Annotated in this window: 17 protein-coding genes and 1 pseudogene; 6 read left to right on the top strand and 12 right to left on the bottom strand. The window is 58.7% G+C overall.

The features are described from left to right. Positions 1–3 precede the first annotated feature (3 nt). Positions 4–1,371, top strand: coding sequence for an aspartate aminotransferase family protein (locus FHT76_RS09940; protein WP_259185579.1), 1,368 nt, complete (start codon positions 4–6; stop codon positions 1,369–1,371). A 9-nt stretch (positions 1,372–1,380) separates the two neighbouring features. Here FHT76_RS09940 and FHT76_RS09935 read toward each other — a convergent pair whose 3' ends face one another. Next, positions 1,381–2,877, bottom strand: a complete 1,497-nt coding sequence (locus FHT76_RS09935) for a glycosyltransferase family 39 protein (protein WP_183859516.1) — start codon at positions 2,875–2,877, stop codon at positions 1,381–1,383. Further along, complete coding sequence (locus FHT76_RS09930) at positions 2,870–3,886, bottom strand: glycosyltransferase family 2 protein (RefSeq protein WP_183859515.1); 1,017 nt, start codon at positions 3,884–3,886, stop codon at positions 2,870–2,872. The genes FHT76_RS09935 and FHT76_RS09930 overlap by 8 nt, the downstream gene beginning before the upstream one ends. A gap of 69 nt (positions 3,887–3,955) precedes the next feature. On the opposite strand from FHT76_RS09930, the gene FHT76_RS09925 reads away from it, so the two are divergent. After that, on the top strand, positions 3,956–4,918 hold the full coding sequence (locus FHT76_RS09925) for a lysylphosphatidylglycerol synthase domain-containing protein (RefSeq protein ID WP_183859513.1): 963 nt from the start codon (positions 3,956–3,958) through the stop codon (positions 4,916–4,918). On the opposite strand, the gene FHT76_RS09920 is transcribed toward FHT76_RS09925, so the two are convergent. Genes FHT76_RS09920 through FHT76_RS09905 form a run of 4 tightly spaced genes read right to left on the bottom strand, consistent with a single transcriptional unit; the run spans position 4,889 to position 7,227 of the window. Beyond that, complete coding sequence (locus FHT76_RS09920; RefSeq protein WP_183859511.1) at positions 4,889–6,130, bottom strand: RNA polymerase sigma factor; 1,242 nt, start codon at positions 6,128–6,130, stop codon at positions 4,889–4,891. The two genes, FHT76_RS09925 and FHT76_RS09920, sit on opposite strands and share 30 nt — an antisense overlap. A 3-nt stretch (positions 6,131–6,133) precedes the next feature. Beyond that, complete coding sequence (locus tag FHT76_RS09915) at positions 6,134–6,493, bottom strand: YciI family protein (protein WP_183859509.1); 360 nt, start codon at positions 6,491–6,493, stop codon at positions 6,134–6,136. Between the two features lie 4 nt (positions 6,494–6,497). Continuing rightward, positions 6,498–6,857 (bottom strand): YciI family protein, encoded by a 360-nt coding sequence (locus tag FHT76_RS09910; protein WP_183859507.1) that lies wholly within the window; start codon positions 6,855–6,857, stop codon positions 6,498–6,500. Positions 6,858–6,867: 10 nt separating this feature from the next. Continuing rightward, positions 6,868–7,227, bottom strand: a complete 360-nt coding sequence (locus FHT76_RS09905) for a YciI family protein (protein WP_183751713.1) — start codon at positions 7,225–7,227, stop codon at positions 6,868–6,870. A gap of 149 nt (positions 7,228–7,376) precedes the next feature. On the opposite strand from FHT76_RS09905, the gene FHT76_RS09900 reads away from it, so the two are divergent. Beyond that, complete coding sequence (locus tag FHT76_RS09900) at positions 7,377–7,595, top strand: hypothetical protein (RefSeq protein ID WP_183859503.1); 219 nt, start codon at positions 7,377–7,379, stop codon at positions 7,593–7,595. A 9-nt stretch (positions 7,596–7,604) separates the two neighbouring features. On the opposite strand, the gene amn is transcribed toward FHT76_RS09900, so the two are convergent. Both amn and FHT76_RS09890 read right to left on the bottom strand, forming a co-directional pair. After that, on the bottom strand, positions 7,605–9,101 hold the full coding sequence (amn, locus tag FHT76_RS09895; protein ID WP_183751710.1) for an AMP nucleosidase: 1,497 nt from the start codon (positions 9,099–9,101) through the stop codon (positions 7,605–7,607). A gap of 95 nt (positions 9,102–9,196) precedes the next feature. Next, positions 9,197–9,373 (bottom strand): hypothetical protein, encoded by a 177-nt coding sequence (locus FHT76_RS09890; protein WP_016553349.1) that lies wholly within the window; start codon positions 9,371–9,373, stop codon positions 9,197–9,199. Between the two features lie 154 nt (positions 9,374–9,527). Here FHT76_RS09890 and FHT76_RS09885 point away from each other — a divergent pair, with 154 nt between their 5' ends. Continuing rightward, complete coding sequence (locus FHT76_RS09885; protein ID WP_259126802.1) at positions 9,528–10,226, top strand: glutathione S-transferase N-terminal domain-containing protein; 699 nt, start codon at positions 9,528–9,530, stop codon at positions 10,224–10,226. A 52-nt stretch (positions 10,227–10,278) separates the two neighbouring features. Here the strand turns inward: FHT76_RS09885 and FHT76_RS09880 are convergent, their stop codons facing one another. Beyond that, positions 10,279–10,617 carry a DUF2147 domain-containing protein gene (locus tag FHT76_RS09880; RefSeq protein WP_183751706.1) on the bottom strand — a complete coding sequence of 113 codons (339 nt, stop codon included), beginning with the start codon at positions 10,615–10,617 and terminating at the stop codon, positions 10,279–10,281. 437 nt (positions 10,618–11,054) lie between these two features. On the opposite strand from FHT76_RS09880, the gene FHT76_RS09875 reads away from it, so the two are divergent. Continuing rightward, positions 11,055–11,321: a sel1 repeat family protein gene (locus FHT76_RS09875; RefSeq protein WP_183859496.1), complete on the top strand. Its 267-nt coding sequence runs from the start codon at positions 11,055–11,057 to the stop codon at positions 11,319–11,321. A gap of 141 nt (positions 11,322–11,462) precedes the next feature. Here FHT76_RS09875 and FHT76_RS09870 read toward each other — a convergent pair whose 3' ends face one another. Next, a complete protein-coding gene (locus FHT76_RS09870; protein WP_259126804.1) occupies positions 11,463–12,575 on the bottom strand; it encodes a pyridoxal phosphate-dependent aminotransferase in 1,113 nt (370 codons plus the stop codon). 94 nt (positions 12,576–12,669) lie between these two features. Then, on the bottom strand, positions 12,670–13,065 hold the full coding sequence (locus FHT76_RS09865) for a hypothetical protein (RefSeq protein WP_016553354.1): 396 nt from the start codon (positions 13,063–13,065) through the stop codon (positions 12,670–12,672). A gap of 289 nt (positions 13,066–13,354) precedes the next feature. Here FHT76_RS09865 and FHT76_RS09860 point away from each other — a divergent pair, with 289 nt between their 5' ends. After that, positions 13,355–13,801 (top strand): host attachment protein, encoded by a 447-nt coding sequence (locus FHT76_RS09860; protein WP_259126828.1) that lies wholly within the window; start codon positions 13,355–13,357, stop codon positions 13,799–13,801. A gap of 37 nt (positions 13,802–13,838) precedes the next feature. Here FHT76_RS09860 and FHT76_RS09855 read toward each other — a convergent pair. After that, positions 13,839–14,704, bottom strand: a pseudogene (locus FHT76_RS09855) (LysR family transcriptional regulator). Positions 14,705–14,877: the final 173 nt, after the last annotated feature.

Below are 14,877 nucleotides of genomic sequence, written 5' to 3'. Positions count from 1 at the left end.
ATCATGTCCGATACTTACGCACGCTCAAACCTCGCTGCCATCGACGCGGCGCATCACCTCCATCCTTTCTCGGACATGCGGAAGCTGAATACTGACGGCACGCGCATCATCCAACGCGGCGAGGGTGTCTACATCTGGGATAATCAGGGCAAACGGTATCTGGACGGATTTGCCGGATTGTGGTGCGTCAACGTCGGCTATGGCCGCAAGGAAATCGCCGACGCCGTCGCACGGCAGATGAACGAGCTGCCCTACTACAACACGTTCTTCGGCACGACGACGACACCAACGACGCTGCTTGCCGAAAAAGTCACATCCTATGCCGGGCCGCATTTCAATCACGTGTTTTTCACCGGTTCGGGTTCCGAGGCAAACGACACATGGTTCCGGATGGCGCGCGTCTATTGGAGCGCGGTCGGCAAACCCTCGAAGAAGGCCGTCATTGCTCGTAAGAACGGCTATCACGGTTCGACCGTCGCGGGCGCTAGCCTCGGTGGCATGAAATACATGCACGAACAGGGCGACCTGCCGATACCGGGCATCGTCCATATCGGACAGCCTTATTGGTACGGCGAGGGCGGTGACCTCTCACCGGCTGAGTTCGGCCTCAAGGTGGCCCGCGAGCTGGAAGTGAAGATCGACGAACTCGGCGAGGAGAATGTCGCGGCCTTCGTGGCAGAGCCGATCCAAGGGGCTGCAGGTGTCATCATCCCGCCGGCGACCTATTGGCCGGAGATCGCCCGCATCTGCAAGTCACGCAACATCCTGCTTGTTTGCGATGAAGTGATCTGTGGCTTCGGCCGTCTCGGGGAGTGGTTCGGCCACCAGTATTTCGGCGTCGAGCCTGATTTGGCGCCGATCGCCAAGGGGCTTTCGTCGGGCTATCTTCCGATTGGTGGCGTCCTCGTCGGTGACCGCATCGCTAAGGTGCTGATCAACGAGGTCGGAGACTTCAACCACGGCTTTACCTATTCCGGCCACCCTGTCTGTGCCGCCGCAGCCCTCGAAAATCTCCGTATCATCGAGGATGAAAAGCTCGTCGAACGCGTTCGAAGCGACATTGGCCCCTATTTTGGCAAGGTCTGGGGAGCGCTTGGCGAGCACCATCTCGTCGGAGAGGCCGTCAATGTCGGCCTCATGGGAGCGCTTCAGTTGACAGCCGACAAGGCAAGCCGCACCCGCTTCGAAAAGCCGGATGCGATTGGCGCGCTGGTCCGCAATCATGCTCTCGCAAGTGGACTTGTCCTGCGCGCCACGGGAGACAGGATGCTTGCTTCGCCGCCGCTTGTCATCACCCACGAGGAGGTGGACGAAATGGTGCGCATCGCGAAGATCGCGCTTGATGCAGCATGGCGGGAACTGCGCAGCTAAGCGCAGACGTCAGCGAGGATAAATCCAGGCGTAACCAAAGAGGCGTTGGTCCTGTGGTCGCCCGCCGATGTATCCGATGCTCGTGTTCTTCACGGTGACTGTACCGTATTGCGGACCAAGGTTTTGTTGGATCCACTCAACCAGTTCCGGCGGCGGCGTGGTGGTCTCCCGGGATGGGAGCCAAACAGCGAGGATCGGCTTGTCAGCTGTCCACTCGTAGTCAACAAGCAGATTGCCAAAGAACGTGCATAGTGTCGGAACATCGGGCAGTTGCAGGCGCAGGTTTCCTGAAGCGAGCCACCCATCGGTCAACACCAGCCCCGGGCGCTTGCCTTCCTCCGCGACGATCTTGCCGACAAACTCTTCGTAAGGCGCGTTGTAGGCCTCAGGTCGACCGAACAGCGTCGGTGCGTGCGCTCGGACTAAAATAAGCGACGGGACGACGATCATCACCGCGAGCGGGACGATAAAGAAGCGTTTTGCGAAGTCTTCCGGCCGAATATCCCGTGCCTGCATCTTGAGGCAAAAGGCGATCGGCATCAGGAAGAGAAGGGGCAGCACCCACCTGTCGCGCATGGATGTTATGCCGATGGCGAAGACCAGCAGTAGAACCTGCAAGCCAATCACCAGGAATATGGTGTCGAAAAAGTGAGCCCAAACGGTGGTCGGTCGCAGGCTGCGGAGAAACTTTTTGCCGAAGATGATTGCATAAACCGCGACGAGCGGCGCCAAGATCACCAGGACCTGACCAAAGAACTCGGTCGGCCCCTTGATCAGCTTCGCGAGCGCACTGGTCGGCGCTTCTTGTGCCATGGTATGGAGCGTGCGGGTTGCGGCCAGGCCGAGATTGTCGATCAGCCAAAGGCCATGTGGCAGGAAGATGAGGCCCGCAATCGCCACCGACAACAGGAAGCGCCAGTCGAGTAGTCGCCTCAGTCCGACCGGATGCAGGAATACCGCAACCAGTGCTGCGAGCACGACGAGAGTGAAGTTGTACTTCGTCAGCATGCCGAGGCCAAGCGTGACGCCGATCATCGCGTAGGAAAGCAGCGACGGTGCCTTCAGCGTCTTGATGATGCTGTAGAGCAGCAGGTTGATCATCAGCATCTGGGCGACCGTATGGGTCAGGTCCCTTTGAGCTTGCCAGAAAACCTGCGGAATCGCGAACAGCGAGAGCGTCGCGATGGCGGCAAACAACCGATCGTCGAGTACGAGTTTTGCGAGCTTGTAGTAGCTCAGGAAAAGAAAAAACAGGATCAGGTTCTTGGCTGCGGCAATCGTTACGACAGACAGCCCAAACGCCGACACGACGATGGCCTGAAACCAGTTGTAGAGCGGCGGCTGAGTGTCGTATCCAGCCACGAGCCATTGAGAGAAGAACGCTTGTTGGGATTCATCCACTCGCAGCCCGTTTGGCACGAGCAGGCGAACGACAAAACTGATAACAAAATATGCCGCCAGCAGTAGGACAACAGTGTCCGGCTTGCGAGCCAGCAGACTACGCATTCTCACTTCCATCGAAGATCTGGCGGACGATGTAGTTCGGTGACGTGTCGTCGCGGTAGTAGGTACGGGCGATCATTTCGGCGAGGATGCCGGTCGTAATCAGCTGGACCGAGGAAAGCATGAAGACGATGCCAACCATCAGCAGCGGACGTGTACCAATATCGTCACCCATGACGAACTTGTCGAAGAGCAGGTAAAGCATGACAAGGACTGAGATTGCACCGAGGCCAAGACCTAGCGAGCCGAAGAAGTGACCCGGCCGTGCCTTGTACCGCATGAAGAACATGACCGAGAGCAGATCGAGGATCACGCGGAATGTTCGTGAGATGCCGTACTTGGACTGGCCGTGCTGACGTGCATGGTGCGTTACGACCATCTCGCCGATACGCGAGCTCGGTACGACGCCGGCAACCCAGGCCGGGATGAAGCGGTGCATTTCGCCCATCAGCTTCACCTGTTTGATGACCGAGGCACGATAGATCTTCAGGCTGCAGCCGTAGTCGTGAAGCTTCACGCCGGTAATCCGGCCGATGAGATAGTTGGCGCACCATGATGGGATCTTGCGCAGCAGAAGACCATCTTGCCGGTTCTTGCGCCAGCCGACGAGAAGATCAAGCTGGCGGCGTTCGAGTTCGGCGACCATCGACGGAATGTCTTTCGGATCATTCTGCAGGTCGCCGTCCATCGTGGCGATAAGTCGCCCGGTCGCGGCGTCGATGCCGGCCTGCATTGCGGCGGTCTGGCCAAAATTGCGCTGCAGCTCGACAATCCTCAGGGTAAGCCCCTCGCGGCCGATATGCTTGCGTGCATTGGCGAGCGTTGCGTCCGTGCTGCCATCGTCGATCAGGATGAGCTCCCAGCCATCAGCGTAATTTGCCATTGCCAGGCAAATGCGATCGATCAGTGGGCCGACGCTCTCCTCCTCGTTGAAGACGGGCACCACCAGCGACAATTCGACCGGCCGTATCGCTTCCGCGAGGCCTTGACGCGAGTCTACCGTTGTCTGCACGTTTGATTTCTCCTACAAGGCGCACGGCCGCAGGCGGCTTTCGCCGCGATAGTCAGGAAAGCCTACTATATGAAGTTTCCGGTTGTTGCCAGCCGACAATCCTGGTTTATCCGCAATCGAATGACGTTGCTGACGATCGCAATCGTCGTGGCTTATGCTCTTTTCATCCAGTGGTTCTGGGGCTGGCCGGTCATTCTCGGACAATGGGCCGAGGTGGGGGTAATCCCGGTTGTCGGCGCTCTGGTCATGCTTACCAGCACCTACTTCCTCCGGACCTGGCGCATTTACGATTATTTCCCGCGCGAGACGGCGGGTCGTTTCAAGGTGCTTTTCCGCATTACGCAGATCCACAATCTCCTGAACATCATGCTGCCGTTTCGAACTGGCGAGACGAGTTTTCCGGTGTTGATGCGCACCGAGTTCGGCATCCCTCTGGCGCGTGGCACCTCGGCGCTCCTCGTCATGCGTCTGCTTGACTTGCACGCCTTGCTGGCGGCAGCCGGCATAGGCTTCGCAATCGCATCACCCCACAAGGTGATTGCGTGGATGATATGGACAGCGTTTCTGGCGATTCCAGTCGTTGCTTTTACTCTGAGGCGGCCGCTGCTTCGGCTTGCCGGCAGGCTCCTGCCAGTCAAGGCTCAGAAACTCGTCATAGAAATCGAGAGGGGCCTTCCCATCGACGCGGCTGCTTTTGGGCGTGCTTGGGCGATGACCGTCATCAACTGGCTCGTGAAGGTTCTGGTGCTCGCCTGGGCGCTCAGCTTGATGGGCGTCTTGCCGATGGCCGCGAGCTTCGGAGGGGCGCTTGGCGGCGAGCTTTCCTCGGTGCTCCCAGTGCATGCTCCAGGCGGCGTTGGGACGTATCCCGCTGGGATCACAGCCGGGGCTGTCGCCCTTGGCGCATCCGGCGAGAAGACAGCCCTCGCTGCCTTGGCACAAGCAAGCATCAACGCACATCTGCTGATCATCGTTTCGGCCCTGACCGGCACGGCGATCTCGCTACCTCTGGGCCGCACCCGAAAGCTCTGAGATGCGGTTTCTCAGGAAGGCCTGCTCCGGCGCCTGCTGGCACAGGCGCAACGCCGCCTCATAGGCCGCAATTGCGGCCTCCTTCCGGCCGAGCCGCCGCAGCAAGTCGGCGCGGGCAGAGTGCGCGAGGTGATAGTTCTCCAGTTCTCCAGCCTGCAGAATCGCATCGACCAACTGCAGTCCCTTTTCTGGTCCTTCGACCATCGCCACCGCAACGGCTCTATTAAGCTCAGCAATCGGCGACGAATGGGCAGAGAGCAACAGATCGTAGTAGCCGACGATGCGTCGCCAATCTGTCTTCTCCGGCGCCTCGGCCCGGGCGTGCTCCGCGGCAATGGCTGCCTGCAGCGTATAGATACCGACCTCTCCATTCCGCATGGCACCGTCGAGACGTCCAAGACCTTCACGAACCTTTTCATGATCCCAAAGGCTGCGATCCTGATTGGCAAGCAGAATGAGACTTCCCCCTGGGCTTCGCCTGGCGGCACGACGCGAATCCTGCAGGAGGAGCAGGGCAAGCAGCCCCGAGACGTCAGGATGTGGCAGGAGCCCCGCGAGCAACCGCGCAAGGCGGATGGCTTCCGAGGTGAGATCTGCCCGGACGATCTCATCGCCCGAGGACGCGGAATAGCCCTCGTTGAAGACGAGGTAGATGACATGCAACACCCGGTCCAACCGTTCCGGCAATTCGTCCCGTTCGGGGACCTCGTAGGGAATTTTCGCCGACCGGATCTTGTTCTTCGCACGAACGATGCGCTGCGCCACAGTCGGGGCGGGGACGAGAAACGCGTGGGCGATCTCCTCGGTCGTAAGCCCGCATATTTCTCTAAGAGCCATCGCCATCTGCGCGTCAGCTGGTATGGCTGGATGGCAGCACGTGAAGATCAAGCGGAGCATGTCGTCTTCGATCAGTTCCACGTCGCCGATCTCCGTTTCGTCGAAAGACCCATAGAGGCTGTCCTCGATGTCCTTCACCGACATATCAAATCGTGACCGGCGCCTGATATGATCGATCGCGCGAAACCGCCCCGCCGAAACCAGCCAGCCGAAGGGGTTCGCCGGTACGCCATCGCGTGGCCACGTCCGCGCGGCGGCTGCAAACGCGTCGTGCAAGGCTTCCTCGGCCCTGTCGAAGTCGCCGAGGAGACGGATGAGGGTCGCAAGCACCCGGCGAGACTGCGTCCGGTAGATATCCTCGATCAGATGTTCCAACCTTCACTCCCGCAGTGTCAAAATCCTCACGGGGCGGACTTCCACAGTTCCAATTCGGGCGCAGGGAATTCCAGCGGCAATGGCTATTGCCTCACTCATATCAGAGGCATCGATGACGTAGAGACCGGCCAGATGCTCCTTGGTCTCGACATACGGGCCGTCCGTCATGCTGATCTCATTGTTGCGCACCCGAAGGACAACGGCCTTGTCGGGCGTTTCGAGGGCATCGGCGTGGATCAGCGTCCCACGATCGCGCAAATCTTCGTCGAAGCCGAAGTGAGCACGAACGACTGCCTCCGTTTCAGCCACCGTCTGGCGACCATCTACATCAGCTGAATTGTAGATCAGGCAAACAAAGCGCATAGCATCATCTCCCGTCCTTGATGGAATAGCCGGGACGGATCTCGATCGAGGCATACCTCAGTATCGGAAGCGTGGAGACGATCGTCTTGGCTTCTTCCATATCCGCAGCTTCGATCAGTACGAAGCCACCGAGGTGTTCCTTGATTTCGGCGAAGGGGCCGTCGGTTGCGGTGGTGACGCCTTGCTTGCTACGGACAGTGACGGCCGTTTCGGGCGCGCGCAACGCCAATGCGGCCTGGAAGACCCCTCGCTCCTCCCAATGATTGTCGCTTGCGATGCACTCCTGCGTGAGCGCATCCCACTCTTCCTGCAGGACGAGTTTGCTCTTTTCCGTGTCGAACCAGATCTGGCAGAGATATTTCATGACGTCTCCCTCATTTGTGAACTGGAATGTCGTAGATCGGCCTGACTTCGATCGATCCGAGTTTCGCAAGTGGAATGCCGGCGGCGACGCGAATGGCATCATTCAGATCTTTTGCTTCGATGAGAATGAAGCCGCCGAGTTGTTCTTTTGTTTCCGCAAAGGGACCGTCCGTCACAGACATCTCACCGTTGCGAACGCGGACAGTCATGGCGCTCCTTGGCGATTGCAGAGCGTGGGCGGCAAGCATGTGCCCGCTCGCGATCAGATCATCGTCGTAGGCAAGGGACGCCTTGTCGAGGTTCCTTTTCTCGTCGTCGGTCATGGTCTCAAGCGTCACAGGCTCGAACCAGACCTGGCAGAGATATTTCATCGTTGGCTCTCCGTTGGCTGCGTCAATCACTAGACGGCCAGCCTAGGGCGATTTCGACAGCAAGCGAAAAAAATCTTTTTGGGGGAGGTCGCGTCGAAACGAACCGGCCAGCTTCGACAAAGTGTCGTCAACAACAAGGAGTGACGACGATGAATCTTTTCGAGATTGCACTGGCGAACTGCATCACGGCGACTCGCCTACAGGACAAGCGTCAACGCCTCGGTGCGACGACGTCAACGAAGCGGAGCATAATCACCCGGCTCACCGCGATTGCTGTCGTTCTTTCAGTCGCTATCCTGGCGCTGGATACCGCCGGCGAACGTTACGAGCAGCAACTCGCCATCGCGGTTGCCGCCACGCGCCAGTAAGGAAACGGCCTATTGGAAGGCCGTTTCGAAGAAGCTTCTGAGTTTGCGTGAATGCAGCGCTTCCGGCGGCATTGCTGCGAGCTTCTGGATCGCCCGAATGCCGATCTGCAGATGCTGGTTGACCTGCGTCCGGTAGAAGGCAGTGGCCATGCCCGGCAGCTTCAATTCGCCGTGCAGCGGCTTGTCCGATACGCAAAGCAAAGTGCCGTAGGGCACGCGGAAGCGGAAGCCGTTTGCAGCAATCGTGGCCGATTCCATATCGAGCGCGATGGCACGTGCCTGGGACAAACGCTTCACCGGGCCACGCTGGTCACGCAGCTCCCAGTTCCGGTTGTCGATCGTACCAACCGTACCGGTGCGCATGATCCGCTTCAGCTCGAAGCCCTCGTAGCCGGTAATCTCTGCGACGGCACCCTCAAGCGCGACCTGTACTTCTGCGAGCGCCGGGATCGGCACCCAGACCGGCAGGTCGTCGTCCAGAACGTGGTCCTCGCGCATATAGGCATGCGCCAGGACATAATCGCCGAGACGCTGGCTGTTGCGCAGACCAGCGCAATGGCCGAGCATCAGCCAGGCATGCGGACGAAGCACGGCCACGTGGTCGGTAATCGTCTTGGCATTGGACGGGCCGACGCCGATGTTGATCATCGTGATGCCGGCATGCCCCTTTTTCTTCAGATGGTAGGCGGGCATCTGCGGCAGGCGTGAAAGCGCAACGTCCGTCTCCGGCCGACTGGATCCGGCATGCGTAATAATGTTGCCGGGCTCGACGAAGGCCGTGTATCCATCGCCACCTTCGGCCATCAGCTTGCGTGCCCAGAGGCAGAATTCGTCCATGTAGAACTGATAGTTCGTGAACAGCACGAAATTCTGGAAGTGCTGGGCGCTGGTCGCGGTGTAGTGCGAAAGCCGGGCGAGGGAGTAGTCGATGCGCTGAGCCGTAAAGGCAGCAAGCGGCGAAGGTTCGCCGGGCGGCGGAATGTATTCGCCGTTGGCGATTTCATCGTCCGTCGTATTCAGATCCGGCGTGTCGAACAGATCGCGCATCGGAATGTCCAGGAACGCTGCAGCCGATGCCTCGACATGCGCGCCCTCGCCGAAAGCGAAATGCAGGGGAATAGGCGTCGCCGATTCCGAGACGACGACCGGTACGTCATGGTTCTTCATCAGCAAGCCGAGCTGTTGCTTCAGATAGTGACGGAAGAGCTGCGGCCGCGTGATGGTCGTCGTGTAGATCCCGGGAGCGGTGACATGGCCGTAGGAGAGCCGCGTATCGACGTGGCCGTAGCTGGTCGTCTCGATGCTCACCTGCGGATAGAAGGCACGATACCGCGACGTGATCGGCGCGCCCTTGGCAAGGCTGGCAAAGCTCTCGATCAGGAAGTTGGTATTGCGCTCATAGAGTTCCGTCAGCACATCGACAGCCTTGACCGGATCGTCAAAGGTTTGCGGAACGAAGGGGGACGGGGACAGAATGTCGAGGGGTGAAGAGATTCGTTTGCTCATGCGCCATTATAGGGTGTTGTTTTTAACAAGCAAACGACGCATCGGAGGGGGCTGCACAGGTTTGAGGCGCGGCCGATGTCACTCGCGCCGATGGATTAGCGGATTGTCCTGCAGAACGGGGTGCTGGTGTCGAAGCACGTATAGTTGGCTCCGAAGTGAGACTGCGCACCGCCGCCTGCGTTGCGGCTGACGGCCGCTGAGAAGCTGACGGCGAAGACCGCAGCAAACAGTGTAATGATGGTGAAACGTCTTGCCAAAATGAGCATATCCATGACTTTGCCCCGGTATCGCCTTAGCGTTGAGACAGTTTTGCCACGCTATGGCTGAACCGGTGCTGAGATCCCGGTTCATCCGCCGTTCAGGAAGTCGGCGAGCTTGAAGCGTGGCTACCACTGCTTATCTCTTGAGTCCCCAAAGGAGATTTTCATGACGGCACCGATTGAGCTTTATTACTGGCCCACCCCGAATGGCTGGAAGATCAGCATCATGCTCGAGGAACTCGGCGTTCCCTACGAGGTCAAATACATCAACATCGGACGCGGCGAGCAATTCGCGCCGGAGTTTCTGAAGATCGCGCCAAACAACCGTATGCCGGCGATCATCGATCCGGATGGTCCTGGGGGTGATCCGATCTCTGTGTTCGAATCCGGCGCTATTCTCCAGTACCTCGGCCGCAAGTTCGGGAAGTTCTATTCGACGGACGAGCGCATACGCGTGCAGATCGAGGAATGGCTTTTCTGGCAGGTGGGCGGCTTAGGCCCAATGGCCGGACAGGCGCACCACTTCCGCGGTTATGCGCCGGAGAAGATCGAATACGGCATCAACCGCTACACCAACGAAGTAAACCGCCTGTATGGCGTGATGAACAAGCGGTTGGCGGATCGTGAATATCTCGCCGGCGACTATTCGATTGCTGATATGGCCAGTATCGGCTGGGTCATTCCCTACGAGAAGCAGGGGCAGGACCTCAATGAGTTTCCTCACCTCAAGCGCTGGTTCGATACGATGATGGCGCGTCCGGCGGTGATCCGCGGGACGGCGGTCGGCAAGGAAGAGCGCGAACGCAGCAACCTTGCCGAAGACAAGGAAGCACAGAAGATCCTCTTCAATCAGCGCGCCCGATGAAATAAGAAGCGCCCGGCCATCGTCCGGGCGCTTCTTTTCGCGATTCATCTTGCTACAGGCGCGTCCAGGTCTGGGATTTGCAGAGCACGTTGAGGACGCAGCCCTTCATTTTCAGTGAGTTTCCGAGAACGTTGCCCGATCCGCTGTAGGTCTTGTCGTTGGCGGGATCGGTGATCTGGCCGCTGTAGCTCACGCCGCTGCCTGCAAGTGTTCCGATCTTCTTGCCGGCATATTTGCCCGTCTTCAGCACGATGCAGTAGCTGCCGCCGCAGGATGCAATATGCGCCGTGTCACCGGAAGCCGTTTTCCAATTGCCGACGATCGGTTCGTCTGCAAAGGCCGTCCCGGTAGCAAGCGCCAACGCTCCAGCGAAAATAAGCGTGCGGATCATTCGTTCCTCCCTAATGTCCCGGCGGGAAAATATATGACGCGAACGTAAACGTAAATCTGTTTCTTGTGGTTCGCGACAACCGCGTTTGATGAGCCAGAGGCGACAAAATCTTCCGTTTCAGACATGCGATGCTGATTTCGTGGTGAACGGAAGGTTGATTTCGAGATCTGAATATTCCGTAAAATTGTGTCGAAAATCCTTAATCGGCAGGCATCGCGATGTTTAACAAAAATCCAATTTTACCAAGTGTTTGCACTTTGTTTGTTTCAAATTAATCATGCATTTTAGGCGTTTTTTGAAAAGGTATTGGCATAGTGGAGCTATCAAACGAGCGGGGCAAACCCGCCGAACCGAAGGGCACTTAAAGCCGCGATAGACGGCAAGGCCCGGAAGGTAAAACAGGGTAAGTCGACAACAGGCTAAACAGGGATAAACCGATGGCACGCTTTGAAATGCACAATGCTGAAATGGCCACCATGGGTGGCGAAAACAACGCCGATATCTTCTGCGAGATGGGTCTGATGTATGCGACCGGTCGCGGTTGCGCCGTCGATCTGGTCGCCGCGCACAAGTGGCTGAACATTGCGGCGATCAAGGGCAACGACCGCGCCGCCGAGCTTCGCGCCGATGTCGCCGCAAACATGGACAAGATGCAGATCGTCGAGGCGCTCCGGGCCGCTCGCGAGTGGATGACGATCCACTAAAAACCGGCTGGCCGCCAACACGCGAGCGAGAATCAATAACAACCTCAAAAGAGGGGCGGCGGGAGCTTTTTGAAGAAGTCGATGCCACGAACATGAACCGCGACCGGCAGGAACAAGGCCGGCGCGGTTCTTTGCTTTGCGCTAGCCCAGCGCCTTGAGCACTTCCGGTAGTGCTTCTTCGAAAAGCGCCATCTCGGCTTCCGGTCCGACACTGACGCGGATGCAACGATTGAGTGGAGCAACACCCGGCATCCGGATGAAGACACCATGCTGCATCAGCCCGTCGACGATGGCGCGGGCATAAGTGCCGTCGCGTCCGGCGTCGATAGCAACGAAGTTGGTCGCGGACGCAAGTGGAACCAGGTTGTTCGCCTTGGCAATTGCGGTGATCCGGTCGCGTGCCATGCGGATGTTGCTCACGACTTCGGCAAGATAGGCCCGATCCTTGAGTGCCGCCAGAGCCGCCACCGTCGCCAGCCTGTTCATCCCGAAATGATTGCGGATCTTGTCGAACGCGCGTGCGGTGCCTGGTGTCGAGATGACATAGCCGACCCTGGCGCCAGCTAGGCCGTAGGCCTTCGAGAATGTCCTCGTGCGCACGATATTGGGAAGGTCGATGAGCGCCTCGATCGCTGGCAGAGATCCGGCCGGCCCGGTTTCGCTGTAGGCCTCGTCGAGGACCAGCATCGTGGTTTCCGGGAGCGCGCGGGCAAAGGCGACGATGCTATCGGCATCCCACCAGCTTCCCATCGGATTGTCCGGGTTGGCGAAATAGACCAGAGGCGCGTTCTCGCGCTTAGCGGCCTCCAGAAGGCCGTCGAGGTCTTCGCGATCGTTGACATAGGGCACGGTGACGAGCCGGCCGCCGAAGCCGGCAACGTGGAAGTTGAAGGTCGGATAGCCACCGAGCGAGGTCACGACAGGCGCCCCAGGCTCGATCACGAGCCGCACGATCTGACCGAGCAATTCATCGATGCCGCCACCGATCGCGATGGAGTCGATTCCGACGCCCAGATGCCTGGCGAGTGCCTCCCTGAGTGCATAGTTTTCGGGGTCGTTGTATTTCCAGATATCACCAGCCTGCTCGCGCATGGCGGCAAGCACGGATGGGGCTGGGCCGAAGCCGTTCTCGTTGGCGCCGATACGCGCCTTGACCAAAAGGCCGCGCTGGCGCTCGATCGCTTCTGGACCGACGAAGGGAACGGTGGAGGGAAGGGCGCTAGCAAGCGGCGTGAAGCGCGAAAAGGCGGACATGCTGGAGCAGTTTCCTGGATGCTGTGGAAAATCGGACCGAGAATAGGCTCTGCTGCCGCCAAGGCAAGAAACATTATTCCGCGGTGAACGCGATTTACATGCGTACAGCTCCGCGGGCTTCGAGTGCTTCCACGTTGCCGGCCATGAAATCCGCACGCACGACGCGACGTAGAACCTCCGGCTCGATTGTATTGATGAACCGCACGCCAATGCGCTCGTTATTGCGATAGACCTCGGCGCAACCAATCCGATAGGCAAGGCCAAGAATACTAAGGTAGTAGTGCTTTGGCAGGCCCGCTGTGGATGAAACGACAAACGTGGCACCCCCGCGCGAGATGTCGATGATCTCTGCGCTGCGGATGGAGATACCGGTAAGGCAGGGCCGCACCGCGATGATACGCGCAGGGCGTCTAACACTGAACTGTTCCCAGCGCGTCTCGTAAACCGCAGATTTTACGGTCGCAAGGTGCGTGGCGCGAAGCATCGACATTTCCGCGTGTCTCCCTGGAACCAAGGTCGTCCCGGTCCTCTTCGACTGGAGCTTCACACGAATGCTTTGCTCAATTGTCAAGGAACCAAATACAATTTTAACGACGCAGTCGTTTTCCGGGCGTCCCACCTTGGAAGACGCGAATTCAGATCGAGCGGCCAGGGCTGCGAGCACCGCGATGCGCCGCAATTGTCGTAAAAAAGTCATCGAACTCTTTTCGACTCTGCACGTTTTTCTGATTGTCGGGGGCGCCGATGGCGCTTCAAAATTACAAAGCGAGGAAATCACAATGACTGATGTCAGAGTTCCGTCGAAATCGTGGGTGGTCGTTTGCGATGGTGCCAAGGCATTGATCCTGCAGAACGCAGGCGACATAGAATTGATGAACCTCAAGGTTGAGGAAACCTTGAGCCAGCCCAATGAGCCGGATCGCGAAATAGGAGCCGACAAACCGGGTCGAACGCACGCGGCCAATGGGCAGAGCGTTAGTGCCGTCGAGCAAACAGATTGGCATGAGCAGGCCGAGGCACAGTTTCTGAAACAGGTTGCCGTGAAAATGGACCTGTTGGTGCGCGAAAAGAATGCTCGCAACATCATTTTGGTCGCGCCGCCAAAGGCACTCGGCACCCTGCGGAGCAGCCTGACACCTCAAGTTCAGGCTGCGATTTCGGCTGAAGTGCCGAAGGACTACATCAATCTGCCTGTCGACCAGATAGAGCGACACCTTGCTGCTTGAGACACTATCGCCAAACCCGGATCTGCGCCGGCGGCTTCTATGGTCCCGGCGCCTCACCGGCAAAGAGCGTTTCGTTCTCGGAAAAAAGCCCGACCAGTCGGTCAATGACGGTGCGCACTTCCGGGCGTTGACGCTCGTCGTCGTGAGCCGTGACCCACATCTCGTAAGTCAACTCTTCGATAAGCGGCCCAGCGCGAACGAGGCTCTGGTCAGAATCCCCGATGAAGCACGGTAGGACGCCGCGTCCGGCACCGCCGCGGATGAGATAGAAGAGCATATGCGGCGTATTCGTCCAGCCGGTGATCCAGTAGTCCGGATGCTCGAAGGTCCACTTGTCGGCCGGCGTGATGGCGATGTCTGTGCCGAGTGAGATCCAGTTGCGGTTGCGATCGTCGAAGCTGCGCGCCTGGTAAACGGCATGTGCAACGCCGACGGATCGCCGAATTGCAACGTTGCCGGTGTCGGGGCGGTCATGGCGAATAGCGATGTGGGCCTCGCGGTAGGTGAAGTCGACGCCGCCGTCGCAGGTCTTGTAGCACATCCGAAAGGCGTCCTTCGGCGTCCAGATGGCTGCAAGGTGGGAGGCGACAAAGCGTGACTCCAACTGTCGGCGGCCATCGAGACGATGGGAAGCGTCAACACTTCGCCTCGCCAATCCGCAATGGATTGGGCTGCGTCCTGCATCAAGCGAACCCGCTCGAGAAGCGCAACTCCGTCGTTTGCCAGCAGGTATCCCGTCGGTCCGCGGTTGAAGAGCGCGCGTCCCGTCGCACGCTCCAGTGCCAGCATGCGACGGCCTATCGTCGGTGCGCTGAGGCCGGTTTGCGTTGCCGCAGCCGAAAGCCCACCGCCAGTCGCCACATGGAAGAACAACTGCAGGTCGTCCCAGTTCGCATCTTTCATGGATGAAAACCCTCTTTCTCCCATGCATCTACATCGAGAGTGCGGGGAGACTTAGCTCAGTCACATCAGCAATAGATGGAGGCCCGAGCAATGGATCTCAACTGGGTGGTTCTCTGGAGTGTCTTTCAGGATCGCAATCGAAAAGTTCACCGGGATCGGTTTAGCGATCCGCT

The sequence above is a fragment of the Rhizobium sp. BK176 genome (genome assembly GCF_024808055.1).
Note: the sequence above shows the minus strand (reverse complement) of the source record. Positions and strands in the feature narration are given on the sequence as shown.